General features: G+C 72.8%; 4 protein-coding genes. 1 reads left to right on the forward strand and 3 read right to left on the reverse strand.

The features are described from left to right. On the forward strand, nt 1-11,040 hold an 11,040-nt coding region (locus ACGF2Y_RS35950; RefSeq protein ID WP_392956147.1), incomplete at its 5' end, for an SDR family NAD(P)-dependent oxidoreductase. Nucleotides 11,041-11,258: 218 nt separating this feature from the next. Here the strand turns inward: ACGF2Y_RS35950 and ACGF2Y_RS35955 are convergent. From ACGF2Y_RS35955 to ACGF2Y_RS35965, 3 genes are all read right to left on the reverse strand, one after another. Next, entirely contained in the window at nt 11,259-11,771 is a 513-nt protein-coding gene (locus ACGF2Y_RS35955) for a hypothetical protein (protein WP_392956150.1), read from the reverse strand. 12 nt (nt 11,772-11,783) lie between these two features. Next, on the reverse strand, nt 11,784-12,314 hold the full coding sequence (locus ACGF2Y_RS35960; protein ID WP_392956153.1) for a flavin reductase family protein: 531 nt from the start codon (nt 12,312-12,314) through the stop codon (nt 11,784-11,786). Between the two features lie 216 nt (nt 12,315-12,530). Beyond that, nucleotides 12,531-16,274: thioester reductase domain-containing protein (locus ACGF2Y_RS35965; protein ID WP_392956155.1), on the reverse strand; the 3,744-nt coding region annotated here is incomplete at its 5' end.

The following is a 16,274-nucleotide window of genomic DNA, read 5'->3' on the forward strand; positions in this document are numbered from 1 at the left end:
CTGGACGGAGTGGCCCAGGCCCCCCGGCCACTGGCCCAGGCCCCCGTCGGCGAGCGGCCGGACGACGCCTACGACCCCGCCCCGCACGGAGAGCTCGGTGCGCGGCTGGCGAAGCTGTCCGGCGCCGCTCGTCGGCAGGCCGTGGCCGCACTGGTCGACGAGCACGTCGCGGCGGTGCTCGCGTACGGGCCCGGGGAACGGGTCGAAGGGCACACCCCGTTCCAGAAGGCAGGGTTCAGTTCACTGATGGCCACGGAACTGCGGGCGGCACTCGCCGCGGCGACCGGGCTCCGGCTCCCGACCGGCCTGCTCTTCGACCACCCGACGCCGGACGCGCTCACCACGTTGGTGGAGAGCGAACTGATCGGGGCCGCCGCCGCGAGCGACGGTGCCGCGGCCCGGTCCGACGACCAGGAGCCCATCGCCGTCGTCTCCATGGCCTGCCGCTTCCCCGGCGGCGTCGCCTCCCCCGAGGACCTGTGGCGCCTGGTGTCCGAAGGCGGGGACGCCATCGGCGCCTTCCCGGCCGACCGGGGCTGGGACGAGGACCTGTACGATCCGGACCCCGAGCGGCAGGGCAGGAGTTCGGTGCGCCACGGCGGCTTCCTCCACGACGCCGGGCAGTTCGACGCGGAGTTCTTCGGGATCTCCCCACGCGAGGCCCTCGCCATGGACCCTCAGCAGCGGCTGCTGCTGGAGACGTCCTGGGAGGCCGTCGAGCGCGCCAGAATCCTGCCCGAGTCGCTGCGGTCCACCCGCACCGGCGTCTTTGTCGGCGCCACCGCCCTGGAGTACGGGCCCCGGATGCAGGACGCCCCGCAGTCCGTACAGGGCAACGTGCTGACCGGCTCCGCCCCCAGCGTCATGTCCGGGCGCATCGCCTACCAACTGGGCCTGCTCGGACCGGCGGTGACCGTGGACACCGCCTGCTCCTCGTCCCTGGCCGCCCTGCACCTGGCGATCCGTTCGCTGCGCAGCGGCGAGACCAACCTGGCCCTGGCCGGCGGAGCCACCGTGATGTCCACGCCCGGCATGTTCGTGGAGTTCTCGCGGCAGCGCGGGCTCGCCCCCGACGGCCGCTGCAAGTCGTTCGGCGCCGGAGCTGACGGCACCGGCTGGTCCGAGGGCGTCGGGCTGCTGCTTCTGGAGCGCCTCTCCGACGCCCGCCGCAACGGCCATACCGTCCTCGCGGTCCTGCGCGGCTCCGCGATCAACCAGGACGGCGCCACCAACGGGCTCACCGCCCCCAGTGGCATCGCCCAACAGAACGTCATCAAGGAGGCGTTGAGGGACGCGGGTCTCGCCCCGGCCGATGTGGACGCGGTCGAGGCGCACGGCACCGGCACCCGGCTCGGCGACCCCATCGAGGCCGAGGCGCTCATGGCGGCCTACGGCACGGGCCGCGAGGCCGGCAACCCGCTGTACCTGGGCTCACTGAAGTCCAACATCGGTCACGCCCAGGCCGCAGCCGGAGTCGGCGGCGTCATCAAGATGGTGCAGGCGATGCGCCACGGACTGCTGCCCAGGACCCTTCACGCGGACGAGCGCACACCGCGTGCGGACTGGTCCGCGGGCACCGTCGAACTGCTCACCACCCCACGGCAGTGGCCCGACAACGACCGGCCGCGTCGTGCCGGGGTCTCCTCGTTCGGCATCAGCGGCACCAACGCCCATGTGGTCGTCGAGTACGACCCGGCCGACGACGCGCCCCCCGAGACCGCCGGGGCCACTCCCCGGGCCGACATCCCGGCTCCGTGGCTCCTGAGCGGTCGCTCCGAACAGGCCCTGCGTTCCCAGGCGGCGCGCCTGCGCGCCCACCTCGACGACGACACCGACCTCCTCTCCGTCGGACGTTCGCTGGGCGCCACACGCACCGCGTTCGAGGAACGGGCCGTGATCCTCGGCACCGGGGCGACGGACCGCGCCGCCGCACTCGCCGCCGTCGCCGCCGGTCAGGACCACCCCGACGTGATCACCGGGAGCGCCGCCCGGGCCGGCCGCACCGCCTTCCTCTTCACCGGGCAGGGGGCCCAGTATCCGGGCATGGGCAAGGAGCTGTACGGCGAGCACCCGGTGTTCGCCGCCGCTCTCGACGACGTCTTCGCCGCCTTCGACGGCAAGCTGGAGCGACCGCTGCGCGAGGTGATGTTCGCCGAGCCGGACAGCCCCGACGCGGGCCTGCTGCACCGGACCGCCTTCACCCAGCCCGCCCTGTTCGCGATCGAGGTCGCCCTGTTCCGGCTCCTCGCCCACCACGGCACGGCTCCGGATCTCCTGGCGGGCCACTCGATCGGCGAACTCGCCGCGGCGCACGTGGCGGGAGTGTTCTCGCTCGCCGACGCCACCACCCTGGTGGCCGCGCGCGCCCGGCTCATGCAGTCGGCCACCCCGGGTGGCGCCATGGTCGCCGTACAGGGAGAGGAGGACGAGGTCCTCGCCTCCCTCGCGGGGCATGAGGCGACCGTGAGCATCGCCGCCGTCAACGGGCCGCGCTCCCTGGTCGTCTCCGGCGACGCCGGCGCTGTCGAGGAGGTCGCCGCCCACTGGAGCGCGCTCGGCCGCAGAACCACCGGGCTCACCGTCAGCCACGCCTTCCACTCGCCCCACATGGACGGCATCCTGGAGGAATTCCGCGAGATCGCCGGCGGCATCGAGTTCCACCCGCCGACGATCCCGCTCGTGTCGACCGTGACCGGCGGCCTCGCGAGCATCGAGGAACTGACCTCGCCCGACTACTGGACCGGCCAGATTCGCGCGACCGTCCGCTTCCTGGACGCCACCCGCGAACTCGCCCGCCAGGGCGCGACCGTCCTCGTCGAGATCGGCCCGGACGCGGTCCTCGCCCCCCTGGCCCGCGCGGCCCTGGACGACGCGACAGCGGTGGCCCTGCTGCGCCCCGGCCGGCCCGAGACCGACACCGTGATCCGGGGCATCGCCCGCGCCCACACCGCCGGTGCCGGCCTGACCGCGGCGACCTTCTACCCCGGAGCCGCGGACGTCGACCTGCCCACCTACGCCTTCTCCCGGGAGCACTACTGGCTGGCCCCGCAGCCGGCGACCGATGCGCGCAGCCTCGGGCTCGACGCGGCGGGTCACCCGCTGCTGGCCTCCGTCGTCGATCTCGCCGAACACGCGGAGACCGTCCTGGCGGGCCGCCTCTCGCTCGGCGGCCACCCGTGGCTGGCCGACCACACCATCGGCTCCACCGTGCTGCTGCCCGCCACCGCCTTCCTGGAGCTGGCCGTCGCGGCGGGCGACCACCTCGGCGTGCCGCACGTGGAAGACCTCACCCTCGAAGCCCCCCTGTCCCTGGCCGAGGGAGAGGCCGCCCGGGTCCAGGTCACCGTCGGCTCCGCCGACAGCACCGGCGTCCGCCCCTTCACCATCCACGCGGGCCCGGACCTCGACGGCGAACGCACCCAGCCGTGGACACGGCACGCCTCCGGCGCCCTCGCCCCGGTGCGGCTCGACCACGACCGGCCGGCGCCCCTGACCCCGTGGCCGCCGGCCGACGCGGTCGAGCAGCCGATCGGGGACCTGTACGAGCGTCTGAGCGAACTCGGCTACTCCTACGGGCCCGCGTTCCAGGGGGTCACCGGGGTCTGGCGGGCCGGTGACGACCTCTACGCCGAGGTGCACCTGCCCGCGGCACCCGCCGAGGCCGCACCCGGCTTCGGGCTGCACCCCGCACTCCTCGACGCCGCCCTGCACCCGCTGGTCCTGGCCGCCGCGGCCGAAGGCGAACACGACACCATCCGGCTGCCGTTCACCTTCTCCGGTGTCACCCCGCACGCCTCGGGAGCCACCGGCCTCCGCGTACGGATCAGCCCCCACGCGGCCGGTTCCGACACCTTCGGCCTGACCCTGGCCGACGGCACCGGCGCACCGGTCGCCGACATCGAGTCCCTCACGCTGCGTCCCGTGGCCAGGGAAAAGCTGGCCGGCGCTCCGAGTGCCGCCGATGGCGCGCTGTACGAACTGCGCTGGAAGACCGTGACCCCGCCCAGCGGGCCCTTCGACCTCACATGGGCCGAGGCCGGGGACACGCTCGCCGACGTCGAGCCGGCCGATGTGCTCGTCGTCCGTGCGACGGAGCTTCCCGACGAGGGACCGCACGCGTCGACCCTGCGTGTGCTGCGCCTGGTACAGGAGTTCCTGGCCGACGAGCGGTTCACCGATTCCCGAATGGCCGTGGTGACCAGGGGCGCGGTGGCCGCCCGGCCCGGCGAGGACATCACCGACCTCGGCGCCGCCCCCGTCTGGGGCCTGGTCCGCTCGGTCCAGTCGGAGCACCCCGACCGGCTGGTCCTGGTCGACCTCGGCGGCTCCGACGAACTGCTGCCCGCCGCCCTCGCGGCCAACGAGCCTCAACTCGCGCTGCGGGACGGCGAGATGACAGCCGCGCGACTCGTCCCTCTCACTCCGGCCGGGGACGGTGGCGAGCGCGCGCCCGACCCGAACGGCACCGTCCTCGTGACCGGCGGAACCGGCGGCCTCGGAGCCCTGTTCGCCCGCCACCTGGTCACCGCTCACGGCGTCCGGCACCTGCTGCTGACCAGCCGCCGGGGGAGCCGGGCGCCCGGGGCCGACGAACTCGTCGCCGAGCTGGCCGAGCATGGCGCCACCGTGCGCGTCGAAGCCGCCGACGTCTCCGACCGGGACTCCGTCCGGGCCCTCCTCGCGAGCATTCCCCGGACCCACCCGCTCACCGCGATCGTGCACACGGCCGGAGTCCTCGACGACGCGACCGCCCTGGCGATGACACCGCAACGCCTCCTGGGCGTGCTGGGCCCGAAGGCCGACGCGGCCCGGCATCTGCACGAGCTCACCGCCGACCTGGATCTGCGGGCCTTCGTGCTGTTCTCCTCGATCTCCGGTCTCACCGGCACGGCGGGGCAGGCGAACTACGCGGCCGCCAACGCCTACCTGGACGCCCTCGCTCAGCACCGCCGGGCCCGAGGCCTGCCCGCCACGTCGCTGGCCTGGGGCCTCTGGGACGCCACGCACGGCATGGGCTCGACGCTTACCGCCGCCGAAATCGCCCGCTGGGAGCGGGCCGGCCTGCCGCCGCTCACGCCCGGACAGGGACTCGCCCTCTTCGACGCGGCCCTGACACGTCCCGACCCCGTGCTCGCCGCCGTGGCGGTGCGGCCTTCGCGACTCACCGCGGAAGGCTCCCACGCACTCCTGCACGACCTGCTCCCCGCCCGCGCCCGCCGGAGAGCGAAGCCCGGGAAGGAAGCGGGGCAGGGCACCGAGTGGGCCCGACGGATCGCCGCCCTGCCCGCCGGCCAACGACACGAAGCCGCACTCGACCTCGTACGTACGGGAGCGGCCGCCGTACTCGGCCACACGACCACCGGCGCCGTCGCCCCCGACCGCGCCTTCAACGACATGGGCTTCGACTCGATGGCCGCGGTCGAGCTGCGGAACCAGCTGGGCACCGCGACGGGTCTGCGGCTGCCCTCGACCCTCGTCTTCGACCATCCCGCGCCCCAGGCCCTCGCCTCGTACCTGCTCAGCAGGGTCGCCGAGGACAAGGCTCCGGCCGCACGGGAGACACGACGCCCGGGTGTCACGGACGAGCCCATCGCGATCGTGGGCATGGCGTGCCGGTATCCGGGCGGGGTCTCCTCGCCGGAAGACCTGTGGCGCCTGGTGTCCGACGGCGTGGACGCGGTGAGCGGGTTCCCGTCCAACCGGGGCTGGGATCTGGAGGGGCTGTACGACCCCGACCCGGACCGGGCCGGCACGAGCTACACGCGTGAGGGCGGATTCCTGCACGACGCGGATCTCTTCGACGCGGAGTTCTTCGGGATGTCTCCGCGCGAGGCGACCGCCACGGACCCCCAGCAGCGCCTGCTCCTGGAAGCGGCCTGGGAGACCTTCGAGAGCGCCGGCATCGACCCGGCGACCGTACGAGGCAGCGCGACAGGCGTCTTCATGGGCGCGATGTACGACGACTACCCGATCCGCGCCAACGCGGCACCGAGCGACTTCGAGGGCTTCCTGCTCGCGGGCAGCCTCTCCAGCGTGCTGTCGGGCCGGGTCGCCTACACGTACGGACTTGAGGGCCCCGCCGTGACGGTGGACACGGCGTGTTCCTCGTCGCTGGTCGCCCTCCATCTGGCGGCCGGCGCACTGCGGTCGGGGGAGTGCGACCTCGCGTTGGCCGGCGGTGTGACGGTGATGGCGCAGCCGACGACGTTCGTGGAGTTCTCCCGCCAGAAGGGCCTGTCGGCGGACGGCCGGTGCAAGGCCTTCGCCGGGGCCGCGAACGGCACCGGCTGGGCGGAGGGCGTGGGCGTGCTGCTGGTCGAGCGCCTGTCGGACGCCCGTCGCCGCGGTCACCACGTCCTCGCGGTCGTACGGGGGACAGCCGTCAACCAGGACGGCGCGAGCAACGGACTGACGGCTCCGAACGGACCCTCGCAGGAGCGGGTGATCCGCCAGGCCCTCGACAACGCCCGGCTCAACGCCTCGGACGTGGAAGCGGTCGAGGCCCACGGCACCGGAACCACGCTGGGCGACCCGATCGAGGCGCAGGCGCTGCTGAACACGTACGGGCAGGAGCGCCCCGAGGACGGAAGCCCGCTGTGGCTCGGCTCGCTGAAGTCGAACATCGGGCACGCGCAGGCAGCCGCCGGAGTCGGCGGTGTCATCAAGATGATCGAGGCGATGCGGCACGGCGTGCTGCCGCGCACCCTGCACGTCGACGAGCCGTCCGGACACATCGACTGGGACTCCGGCGCGGTGCGGCTGCTCACCGAGGAACGCGCGTGGCCGGCGAAGAACGGTCCGCGCCGGGCCGGAATCTCGTCGTTCGGCATCAGCGGAACCAACGCCCACGTCATCATCGAACAGCCGGCGCGGACGGCGACGCCCCGCACCGGCAGCGCCCCCCGGGCGAACGGCGCGCTGCCGTGGCTCCTGACCGCCCGCAGCGAGGAGGCCCTGCGCGCCCAGGCGCTGCGCCTGCACACCCATGTGTCGAACCATCCCGAACTGGACCCGGCCGACGTGGCCTTCTCGCTGTCCGACTCCCGGGCGGTCATGAAGCACGGGGCCGCCGTCGTCGGCGACGGCCGTGAGGCGCTCCTGGCCGGCCTCGACGCCCTCGCCCGGAACACCGCCTCCGCCCACACGGTGCGCGCGGGCGGGGCCATCGACGGGAAGACCGCTTTCCTCTTCACCGGTCAGGGCAGTCAACGCCTCGGCATGGGACGGGAGCTGTACGCGTCCTCGCCGGTGTTCGCCCGTGCTCTCGACGAGGTGGCCGCCCACCTCGACGCCGAGCTGATGCGCCCGGTCAAGGACGTGCTCTTCGCTCGCGAAGGGACCTCGGACGCCGCTCTGATCGACCGGACCGTGTTCACCCAGGCGGCGTTGTTCGCCGTCGAGGTGGCGCTCTTCCGGTGGTTCGAGCACCACGGGGCCCGTCCGGACCTCCTTCTCGGACACTCCCTGGGTGAGGTGGCCGCCGCGCACATCGCCGGCGTCCTCGGCCTGGCCGACGCCGCGGTACTGGTCGCCGAGCGCGGCCGGCTGATGCAGTCCGCGCCGGAAGGCGGCGCCATGGCGGCCGTCGAGGCATCCGAGGACGAGACGCGTGCGCTCCTCGACGCCCGTGCGGCCGGGGGCGGCCGCGCGGAAGCGGTGGACATCGCGGCGATCAACGGCCCCCGGGCGGTGGTGATCTCCGGTGACGCGGCGGCGGTCGACGAGGTGACGCGGGTGTGCCGGGAGAAAGGCATCCGCACCAAGCGCCTGACCGTCAGCCATGCCTTCCACTCGGCCCATATGGAAGGAGTGCTGGAGGAGTTCCGCGAAGTACTGGCCGGACTGACGTTCCGCGCGCCGCGCATCCCGATCGTCTCCAACGTGACCGGGACCCTGGCCACGGAGGAGCAGCTGACCTCGCCGGACTACTGGACCCGGCACATCCGCGACGCCGTCCGCTTCCACGACGGCGTACGCCACCTGGAGGAAGCGGGAGTCACCCGGTTCGTCGAACTCGGGCCCGACGGCGTACTGACCGCTCTCGTCCAGAACTCCCTGGTGGGCGAGGCCGGCGTCCTCGTCCCCGCCCTGCGCACGGGCCGGCCCGAGGCCGCGACCGTGATGGGCGCACTCGCCCTCCTCGGGCTGGGCGGCGCCGGAATCGACTGGAAGGCGGTTCTGCCCTCCGCGCGCCGGGTCCCCCTGCCCACCTACGCCTTCCAGCGCCGACGCTACTGGCTGGACGGCCCGGCCGGCGCCGCCGACGCCGCGGGGCTCGGACTCGAAGCGATGGAGCACCCCTTCCTCGGCGCCGCCATGAGCGTGGCCGGGCGTGATGAGACGGTGTTCACCGGTCGCCTCTCCCTGCGCACCCACCCCTGGCTGGCCGAGCACGCGGTCGCGGGAACCGTGCTGCTGCCCGCCACGGGACTCCTGGAGCTGGTGGTACGGGCCGGCGAGCAGACGGGCACCGAGGAGATCGAGGAGCTGACCCTGGCGGCGCCGCTGGTGCTGCCCGAGGACAGCGGCGTACAGGTGCAGGTGGCCGTCGGCGCACCCGGCACCGACGGGCGCCGATCGGTCGAGGTCCACTCGCGAGTCAGTGACGCCGAATGGGTCCTCAACGCTCAGGGCACCCTGACCACGGGTGAGGCCGGTGAGGCCGGGCCCGGCCTGGGGGTCTGGCCGCCGGACGGCGCGGCCGAAGTCGACCTCGCCGACGCGTACGAACGCCTGGCGGAGCGGGACTACGGATACGGCCCGTCGTTCCGCGGGCTGCGGCGCGTGTGGCGCGGTACGCACGAGGTGTTCGCCGAAGTCGAGCTGCCGCAGCCGGCGGCGGACGGGGCGAAGGAGTTCCTCGTACATCCCGCGCTGCTGGACGCCGCCCTGCATCCGCTGCTGCTGGGAGCGGCCGATCAGCCCGGTGCGGACCTGCTGCCCTTCTCGTGGGCGGATGTGCGGGTGCACGCCGTGGGAGCGTCGAGGCTGCGTGTGCGGATCACCCGTTCGGAGCCGGGCTCGGACGTGGTGTCGCTGACGGTGGCCGACGGATCGGGCGCGCCGGTCGCGTCGGTCGGAGCCCTGTCGTTGCGGCCGCTGTCGCGAGAGGCGCTGCGGGCGGCGGCCGATACCGGCCGGGACGGACTGTTCGCGCTGGACTGGTCGGAGATCCCGGTGCCGGACACCGGCGTGGACCGGTCGGGCTGGGCCGCCCTGGGGGCCTGGCCGGACGACTCCGTGGCCTCGTACCCCGATCTGGAGGCAGTGGCGCAGGCCGGTGCGGACACCGTGCTCTGGCCGCTGACCCCGGACAGCACCGACGATCACCGGGACGAGACCCCGGGGGCCGCGCGGGAGGCCCTGCACCGGGTGCTCGGGCAGGTACAGACGTTCCTGGCCGACGAACGCCTCGACCGGTCACGGCTCGTGGTGGTGACCCGGGGCGCGGTGGCGGCCGGCCCCGCGCGGGACGTCGTGGACCTGGTGCACGCCGGGGTGTGGGGTCTGCTGCGGGTCGCGCAGACCGAGAACCCCGGACGCATCGTGCTGGTGGACCTCGACGACGGAGCCGGCGCACAAGCCGTTCCGGGTGCCCTGGCCACCGGCGAATCCCAGCTCGCGCTGCGCGCCGCCCGGGTTCTCGCCCCGCGGCTCGTACGGGCGGACACCATGAGGGACGGGGCCGCTGCTCCTGGCTGGGACGAGGGCACCGTACTGATCACCGGGGCGACGGGCACACTGGGCCGGGTCCTGGCACGTCATCTGGTGGAGGAGCACGGCGCCCGGCGTCTGCTGCTTCTGAGCCGGCGTGGAGAGCGGGCCCCGGAGGCGGCCCGGCTGGCGTCCGAACTGGAGGATCTGGGGGCGTCGGTCTCGTTCGCGGCATGTGACGCGGCGGACCGCGGGGCGCTGGCGAAGGCGCTCGCCGATGTGCCGCGGGAGGCGCCGGTCCGGGCGGTGGTGCACACCGCGGGCGTGCTGGACGACGCCGTGCTCGGGGAGTTGACGCCGGAGCGGCTGGACGCGGTGCTCCGCCCCAAGATCGACGCGGCCTGGAACCTGCACGAGCTGACGGAGGACCTGAACCTGTCGGCATTCGTGGTGTACTCCTCGATCGCCGGGCTGATCGGCAACGCGGGACAGGCGAACTACGCGGCGGGCAACACCTTCCTGGACGCGCTGACGGCGTACCGCCGGGCCCGTGGCCTGGCGGGTACGTCCCTCGCGTGGGGACTGTGGTCGGAATCGAGCACGATCAGCGGTCAGCTCAACGACACCGACCTGAGACGTCTGGCCCGGCTGGGACTGGCTCCGCTGCCCAGCGACCAGGCGATGGACCTGTTCGACCACGCGGTGGCGAGCGAACACCACCTGCTGGCCGCGACCCGCGTCGACCCCGTCGTCCTGCGCGGCCGGGGAGACGGGATCCACCCGCTCCTGCGGTCCCTGGCCCCGGCGGCCCGCCGGCGCAAGGCGGTCGCCGACGCAGCGGACAGCGAGGGCGTGCCGAGTCTGGCCCGGCGTCTCGCCCTGCTCGATCCGGCCGACCGGGAAGAGGCGCTGGCCGACGTCGTACGCGGCCAGGTCGCCGAGGTCCTCGGCCACGGCGAGCACGGCGATATCGGCGCGGACCGGCCCTTCCAGGAGCTGGGCTTCGACTCGCTCACCGCCGTCGAACTGCGCAACAAGCTCAATGCGGCCACCGGTCTGCGTCTTCCCACCACGCTCGTCTTCGACTACCCGAGCCCGGCGGCACTGGCCCGGTACCTCGCCGCGCAGATCGAGGTGGAGGAGCAGCCGGGCTCCCCGGCCGGGCCGCTCCTCGCGAGCCTGGAGCGCGCGAGGCCGGGCATCGAGGGCATGGCCGCGGACGACGGGTCGCGGGAGCAGGTGGTGGCCAGACTGCGAGAGCTGCTGAAGCTGGCGGAGGACACGGGAAGGACGGGCGCCGGCAAGAAGGGGGACGACGCCGACGAGGAGGACCTCGGCTCCGCGAGTGACGATGAGCTGTTCGCTCTGATCGACGGACTCGAGTAAGGACGGACCCCGGGCCGGCCCGGGGCGCGTTGAGACGAGGTCCCGTCCGGTCGGCCGACCGGACGGGACCTCGTCGTCGGCGAACGGCCGTCAGCACGGCCGTCTCCCGTGAGGTTCTCCGCCCTCTCCGTGAGGCGGCGACGTGTGGGCCCAACGGCGAAACGCCCGGCCGGAGCCGGGCGTTTCGAAGTCTGCTCAAGGCCGTCGGCCCCGATGCGTCACAGGTCGGGGAACCCCGGCGCTTTCGTACGGTGGGCGCGCCGCGTGGACTGTCCCAGAGCGCGGATGAGGTCGTTCGGCCGGCAGCCGGACGCCTCTGCCCCGGAGCCTTCGACGGCCAGGACGGCGGCGCACTCCATGAGGAGAGTGCGGGCCACCAGCTCATGCGCGGGCGACAGTTCACCCGGTGAAGGGCGAACACCCTGCCCGGCGGGCAGCCGGGCGAGCCGCAGCGCCTGAACCAGGATCTCGCGGCCACGCGTGAGGAGCTTGGACCTCAGGGCCCGGTCCTCCCGGTCCTCGGCGCAGAGCGCGGTCGAAAGCGCCGCCTCGTACGACCGCATGACCGCGGCCGCGAACGCGTCGGGCAGTTCACGCGGCCTCGGTGGCGCTGTACGTGAGGGGGAGTACCCGGACCTGGCCAGGCCGTCGTTGAGCGCCTCGACGAACCGGCGCCCGACGACGGCCTCCCAGCGGCCGTCCGGCCTGTGCGTATCGATTCCGGCGGTCATGGTGTGCTCGCGTCAGTGAGAGGCGTCGAACGGGTGGAATCTCCCGTCGAGGAAAAGCAGACTTTCCTCGCGGGAGGAGCTCTCGGCATTCACCACGGTGCCGATGAATATCGAGTGGTCACCCACGTCGTGGGAGTCGGTCAATTCGCACTCGAGCCATGCGGTCGCTCCCTGCAACAAGGGTGAATCGGTAGCCGGCCCCGGCTTCCAGTCGATTCCGGAGAATTGCTCCGGGCCCAGCGGCCTTTTCTTGTCGGCGAAATAACTCGCCAGGTGCTGCTGCTCCGCTCCGAGTACGGAAACCCCGAATCTGCCCGCAGCAAGGATGGCGCGGTGCATCACCGCGCTGTGCGAAACGCAGCACAGTACGGTCGGCGGGTCGAGAGAGACCGAGCTGAAAGCATTCGCCGTCATGCCGTGTATGTTCTCGCCGCCGACGCTCAGCACGATCACACCGGTGGCGAAGCGTGACATGGTCGCGCGCAGTGCTGACGGCGCGATCGGAACGCGGTCGAAGACTTCCTTGGCGGATACGGAATTCATGCTGAACCCTTCGAGAGACTCATGGGACGAACTTAGGCTCAGGGATTCTCCGGCTGCTCACCATCAGGTAACCGAGCCTTCCGGTGACGATGACCGGGGAATGGTGAGAGTCATCGGCGCCACGGCCGGGGGCCGGACGGGAAAAGCCGGTGCCGGTGACCGAACACAGTCACCGGCACCGGCCGGCACACGCAGCGCGGGTCGTCCCGCCTTCAGTCAGGATGCGGCAGGGAAATGCCCTGTCCGCACGAAGTAGTTCACATACCTCGCGAAGAGATCTTCCGTGAGCGGCGGGCATTCGATACCGCTGCCCTCCAGCGCCGCTTCGGTCTCCGCGGTGTCCATCGGAGGATAGAAGGCATCCGTGTTCTCGGTCATCATCTCGAAGGCGTGCAGGAGCGGAACCATGGCGTTCCCGCGGTCCTCCTGTACCCGCGCCCGCCAGGTGTCGCGGTCCACCTCCGCCAAGGAGTAGCCGAGCGAGCGCAACTGCCGAGCGCACTCCTGAAGGCTCAGGGCACTCCTGTTGAACAGATGGAACGTCCCGCCGAGGGCGCTCGCCCGCCCGGCGACCCGCAGGACGGCCGCGCTCACGTAGTCCACCGGCAGCAGATGGAAGCGCCCGCCCACATCGGCCGGCACGCTGCGAGCCTGCAGCAGCCCCTTGATGCTCAGCCAGACGAAGTCGTTCGTCTGGCACGCTCCGTTGACCTGGTCGCCGGAGATGACGTCGACCCGGTAGACGGAGACGGGCAGGCCGCGTTCGCGGGCGATGCCGATGATCTGCTCCGCCACCCATTTGCTCTGGAGATAGCCACTCGGCAGATTCTCGGCGGGTCCGGTCGGGTCCGTCACCTTCAAGGGCACCCCCGGGGTCACCGCGTCCTGGAACACGCCGACGGTCGACATGTAATGGACCGGCACCGTGCGATGCCGGGCCGCCAGCCGCAGGATCTCCTCCGTTCCGCCCACGTTGGCGGCCTTCAGGCTCGTGTACGGATGCAGCCAGTGGACCCGGGCCCCGTTGTGGTAGACGACGTCGACCGTCGCGGCCAGGTGGTCGAAGTCCTCCTCGGTGAGGCCGAGCCGGGGCTCGGCCAGATCGCCCACGATCACCGACAGCCGGTCGGTATCCACCGCTTCCCACGTTCCGTACCGCTCCATGTTCGCGCGAAGGCGCGCATGAGCGTCCGCCTTGTCACTGCCCCGGACAAGGCAGTGCACGGTGGCCCGGGTCGACCGCATGAGGTCGCGCAGCAGGAAGGAGCCGAGGAAACCGCTCGCACCGGTCAGCAGTACGTGACGTGGGTCATCGGTCACCGGAACGATCACCCCGGCGGGCCGGATGTCCTCGGCGAGCCGCACCTCGGCGGCGAAGTCCGGCGAGGACGGCTCGGCGGTCGTGACACCGGCCTCCCCGGGCGCCAGCTTGCGGTGCAGGTAGCTGACCAGAGCGGTGGGCGTGGGGTGGTCGAACACCAGCGTGGCGGGCAGCCGGAAACCCGTGAGGGCATGGAGCCGGCTGCGCAGTTCCACCGCGGTCAGGGAGTCGAAGCCCAGCTTGAGGAAGGAATCCTCCTCCCCGATGCCCTCCGTGCCGGCATGTCCGAGTACCTCGGCTACGGACTCCTTGACGGCCTGAGTCAGCAGACGTGTCCGCCCGGCCTCGTCGAGGCCCGCCAGACGGTCGGCGAGCGGCTCCCCGGCCGGACCGGCGACCTGCACCGTACGACGACGGGGCCCACGGACGACTCCGCTCAACAGGGCGGGCACGACGCCCTGTTCGCGTACGGCCGCGTGATCGAGCGGGGTCGCCACCAGAGCCGGTTCGCCCAGACCCAGTGCGAGATCGAGCAGGGCTGTGCCGGCGTCCGCGGTGACCGGCCGGAAGCCGCTGCGGGCGATGCGCTTCAGGTCGGCCTCGTCCAGGCCGCCGGACATACCGCCGTCCTGCGACCACAGACCCCAGGCGATCGAGGTCGCGGCAAGCCCCTGAACGCCGCGGTGCTGGGCCAGGGCGTCCAGGAACGCGTTCGCGGCGGCGTACGTGGACTGGCCGGGACCGCCCACCACACCGGCGATCGAGGAGAACAGGACGAACGCCGCGAGATCCGACCCGCGGGTCAGGTCGTGAAGGTGCCAGGCGGCATCCGCCTTCGGGCCGAGCACCGCCGCCAGACGTTCCGGGGTCTGGGATCCCACGATCCCGTCGTCCAGAACACCGGCCGTGTGAAGAACCGCGGTCAGCGGGTGCCGCTCGGGTATCGCGGACAGCAGCGCGGCCACTTCCGCGCGGTCGGCGACATCGCACGCCACGACGGTGACCCGCGCTCCGAGCGCTTCGAGCTCGGCGGTCAACTCGGCCGCACCCGGAGCCTCTGTGCCCCGACGGCTGGTGAGCAGCAGATGGGAGACGTTGTGCTCACGCACCAGATGCCGGGCGAACAGAGCCCCCAGCGAACCGGTGCCGCCGGTGACGAGGACGGTTCCGTCGGGGTTCCAGCCGAGTGGCCTTCGCTCCCCGGCTTCGACGTACCGCAGCCGGGGTACGAGCAACCTCCCCGCGCGGAGGGCCGCCTGGGGTTCCCCGGAGCTGAGGACCACATCCATCGGAGCTGTGCCGGATTCGGCGTCGGCGTCGGCGTCGGCATCGATGTCGATGTCGAGAAGGAGAATCCTGCCCGGCGCCTCCGACTGCGCAGACCGCAGCAGGCCCCATGCCGCCGCGGTACTCGGGTCGGGAAGCTCGCCCCCGTGCGTGCTCACGGCACTGCGGGTCATCACGACGAGCGGGACGTCGGCGAGCCGTTCCTCGGCCAGCCACCGCTGCGCCAGTTCCAGGACGTGGTTCGTGGCCTCGTGCGCGGCCTCGACCATGCCGTCGGCCGCCGAGGACCCGAGGGGGACCAGGACCGCGTCGAGCGGAGTCCCCGCCGCGACCGCCGCCGCGACCTCGGCCACCCCGTCGAACCGTTGGGCACCGGGAAGGCCGGCACCGACCACCCCCCAGCGAGCGGGTGTGTCCCGGCGTCCCGGCCGCAGCGGCGTCCAGGCGACGCGGAACAGCTGGTCGGTCGTGCGCGCCGCCATGTCAGCGACTTCGCTCGCGTCGATCCGCCGTCTCACCACGGAGTCGACCGCGGCCACCGGCAGCCCTGCCGAGTCGCTCAGGCGCAGCGCGGGGACAGCTCCGTCGCTGTCGTCCAGGTTCAGCCGCACCCGCAGAGCCGAACTGCCCGCCGCGTAGAGGCGAATGCCCCGCCAGACCGAGACCGACGGCACTCCCCGCCCGTCGTCCGCCGGGCCCGGCAGCGCCGCGTCCAGCAGCGCCGGATGCAGGAGGTAGTCCGCACCGTCCTGGGCGCTTTCGAGGCTCACTTCGGCGAACACTTCGTCGCCCCTTCGCCAAGCCGCGTCGAGCGACCGGAACGCGGGGCCGTGCGGCGCACCCGTGTCCGCCGCCCGCTCGTGGAACTCGGCCGGATCGACGGCCTCGGCTCCCGCGGGCGGCCACGGCCCGAGATCGGCGGGTGTGTCGTCGGCGCGTACGCCCAGCAGCCCGCGTGCGTGCTCGGTCCACGGCACATCGCCCTCGCCGGGTCTCGCGTGGACGGTGAGCCGCCGCTGTCCCGACGCGGTGGGCGTACCCACGGCGACTTGGATCTGCACGCTCCCGTCGTGCGGGATCACCAGGGGGGTCTCGGTCAGCAGCTCGTCCACCACCGTCGAACCGACCTCGTCACCCGCGCGGACCGCCAGCTCCACGAAGACCGACGCGGGCACCACCACCGTGTCCCCGACCCGGTGGCCGGCCAGCCAAGGGTGCGTCCGCGTGGAGATACGGCTCGTGAACAGGACCTCGTCCGACCCCGCCACAGCGACCGCGGCCCCCAGCAACGGATGCCCGCCCGGCGCCAGCCCGAGGCTCGCGTGATCGGTGCGGCGGCCGGTGGACTTCAC

The sequence above is a fragment of the Streptomyces sp. NPDC048142 genome (genome assembly GCF_043202835.1).
Classification (GTDB): domain Bacteria; phylum Actinomycetota; class Actinomycetes; order Streptomycetales; family Streptomycetaceae; genus Streptomyces.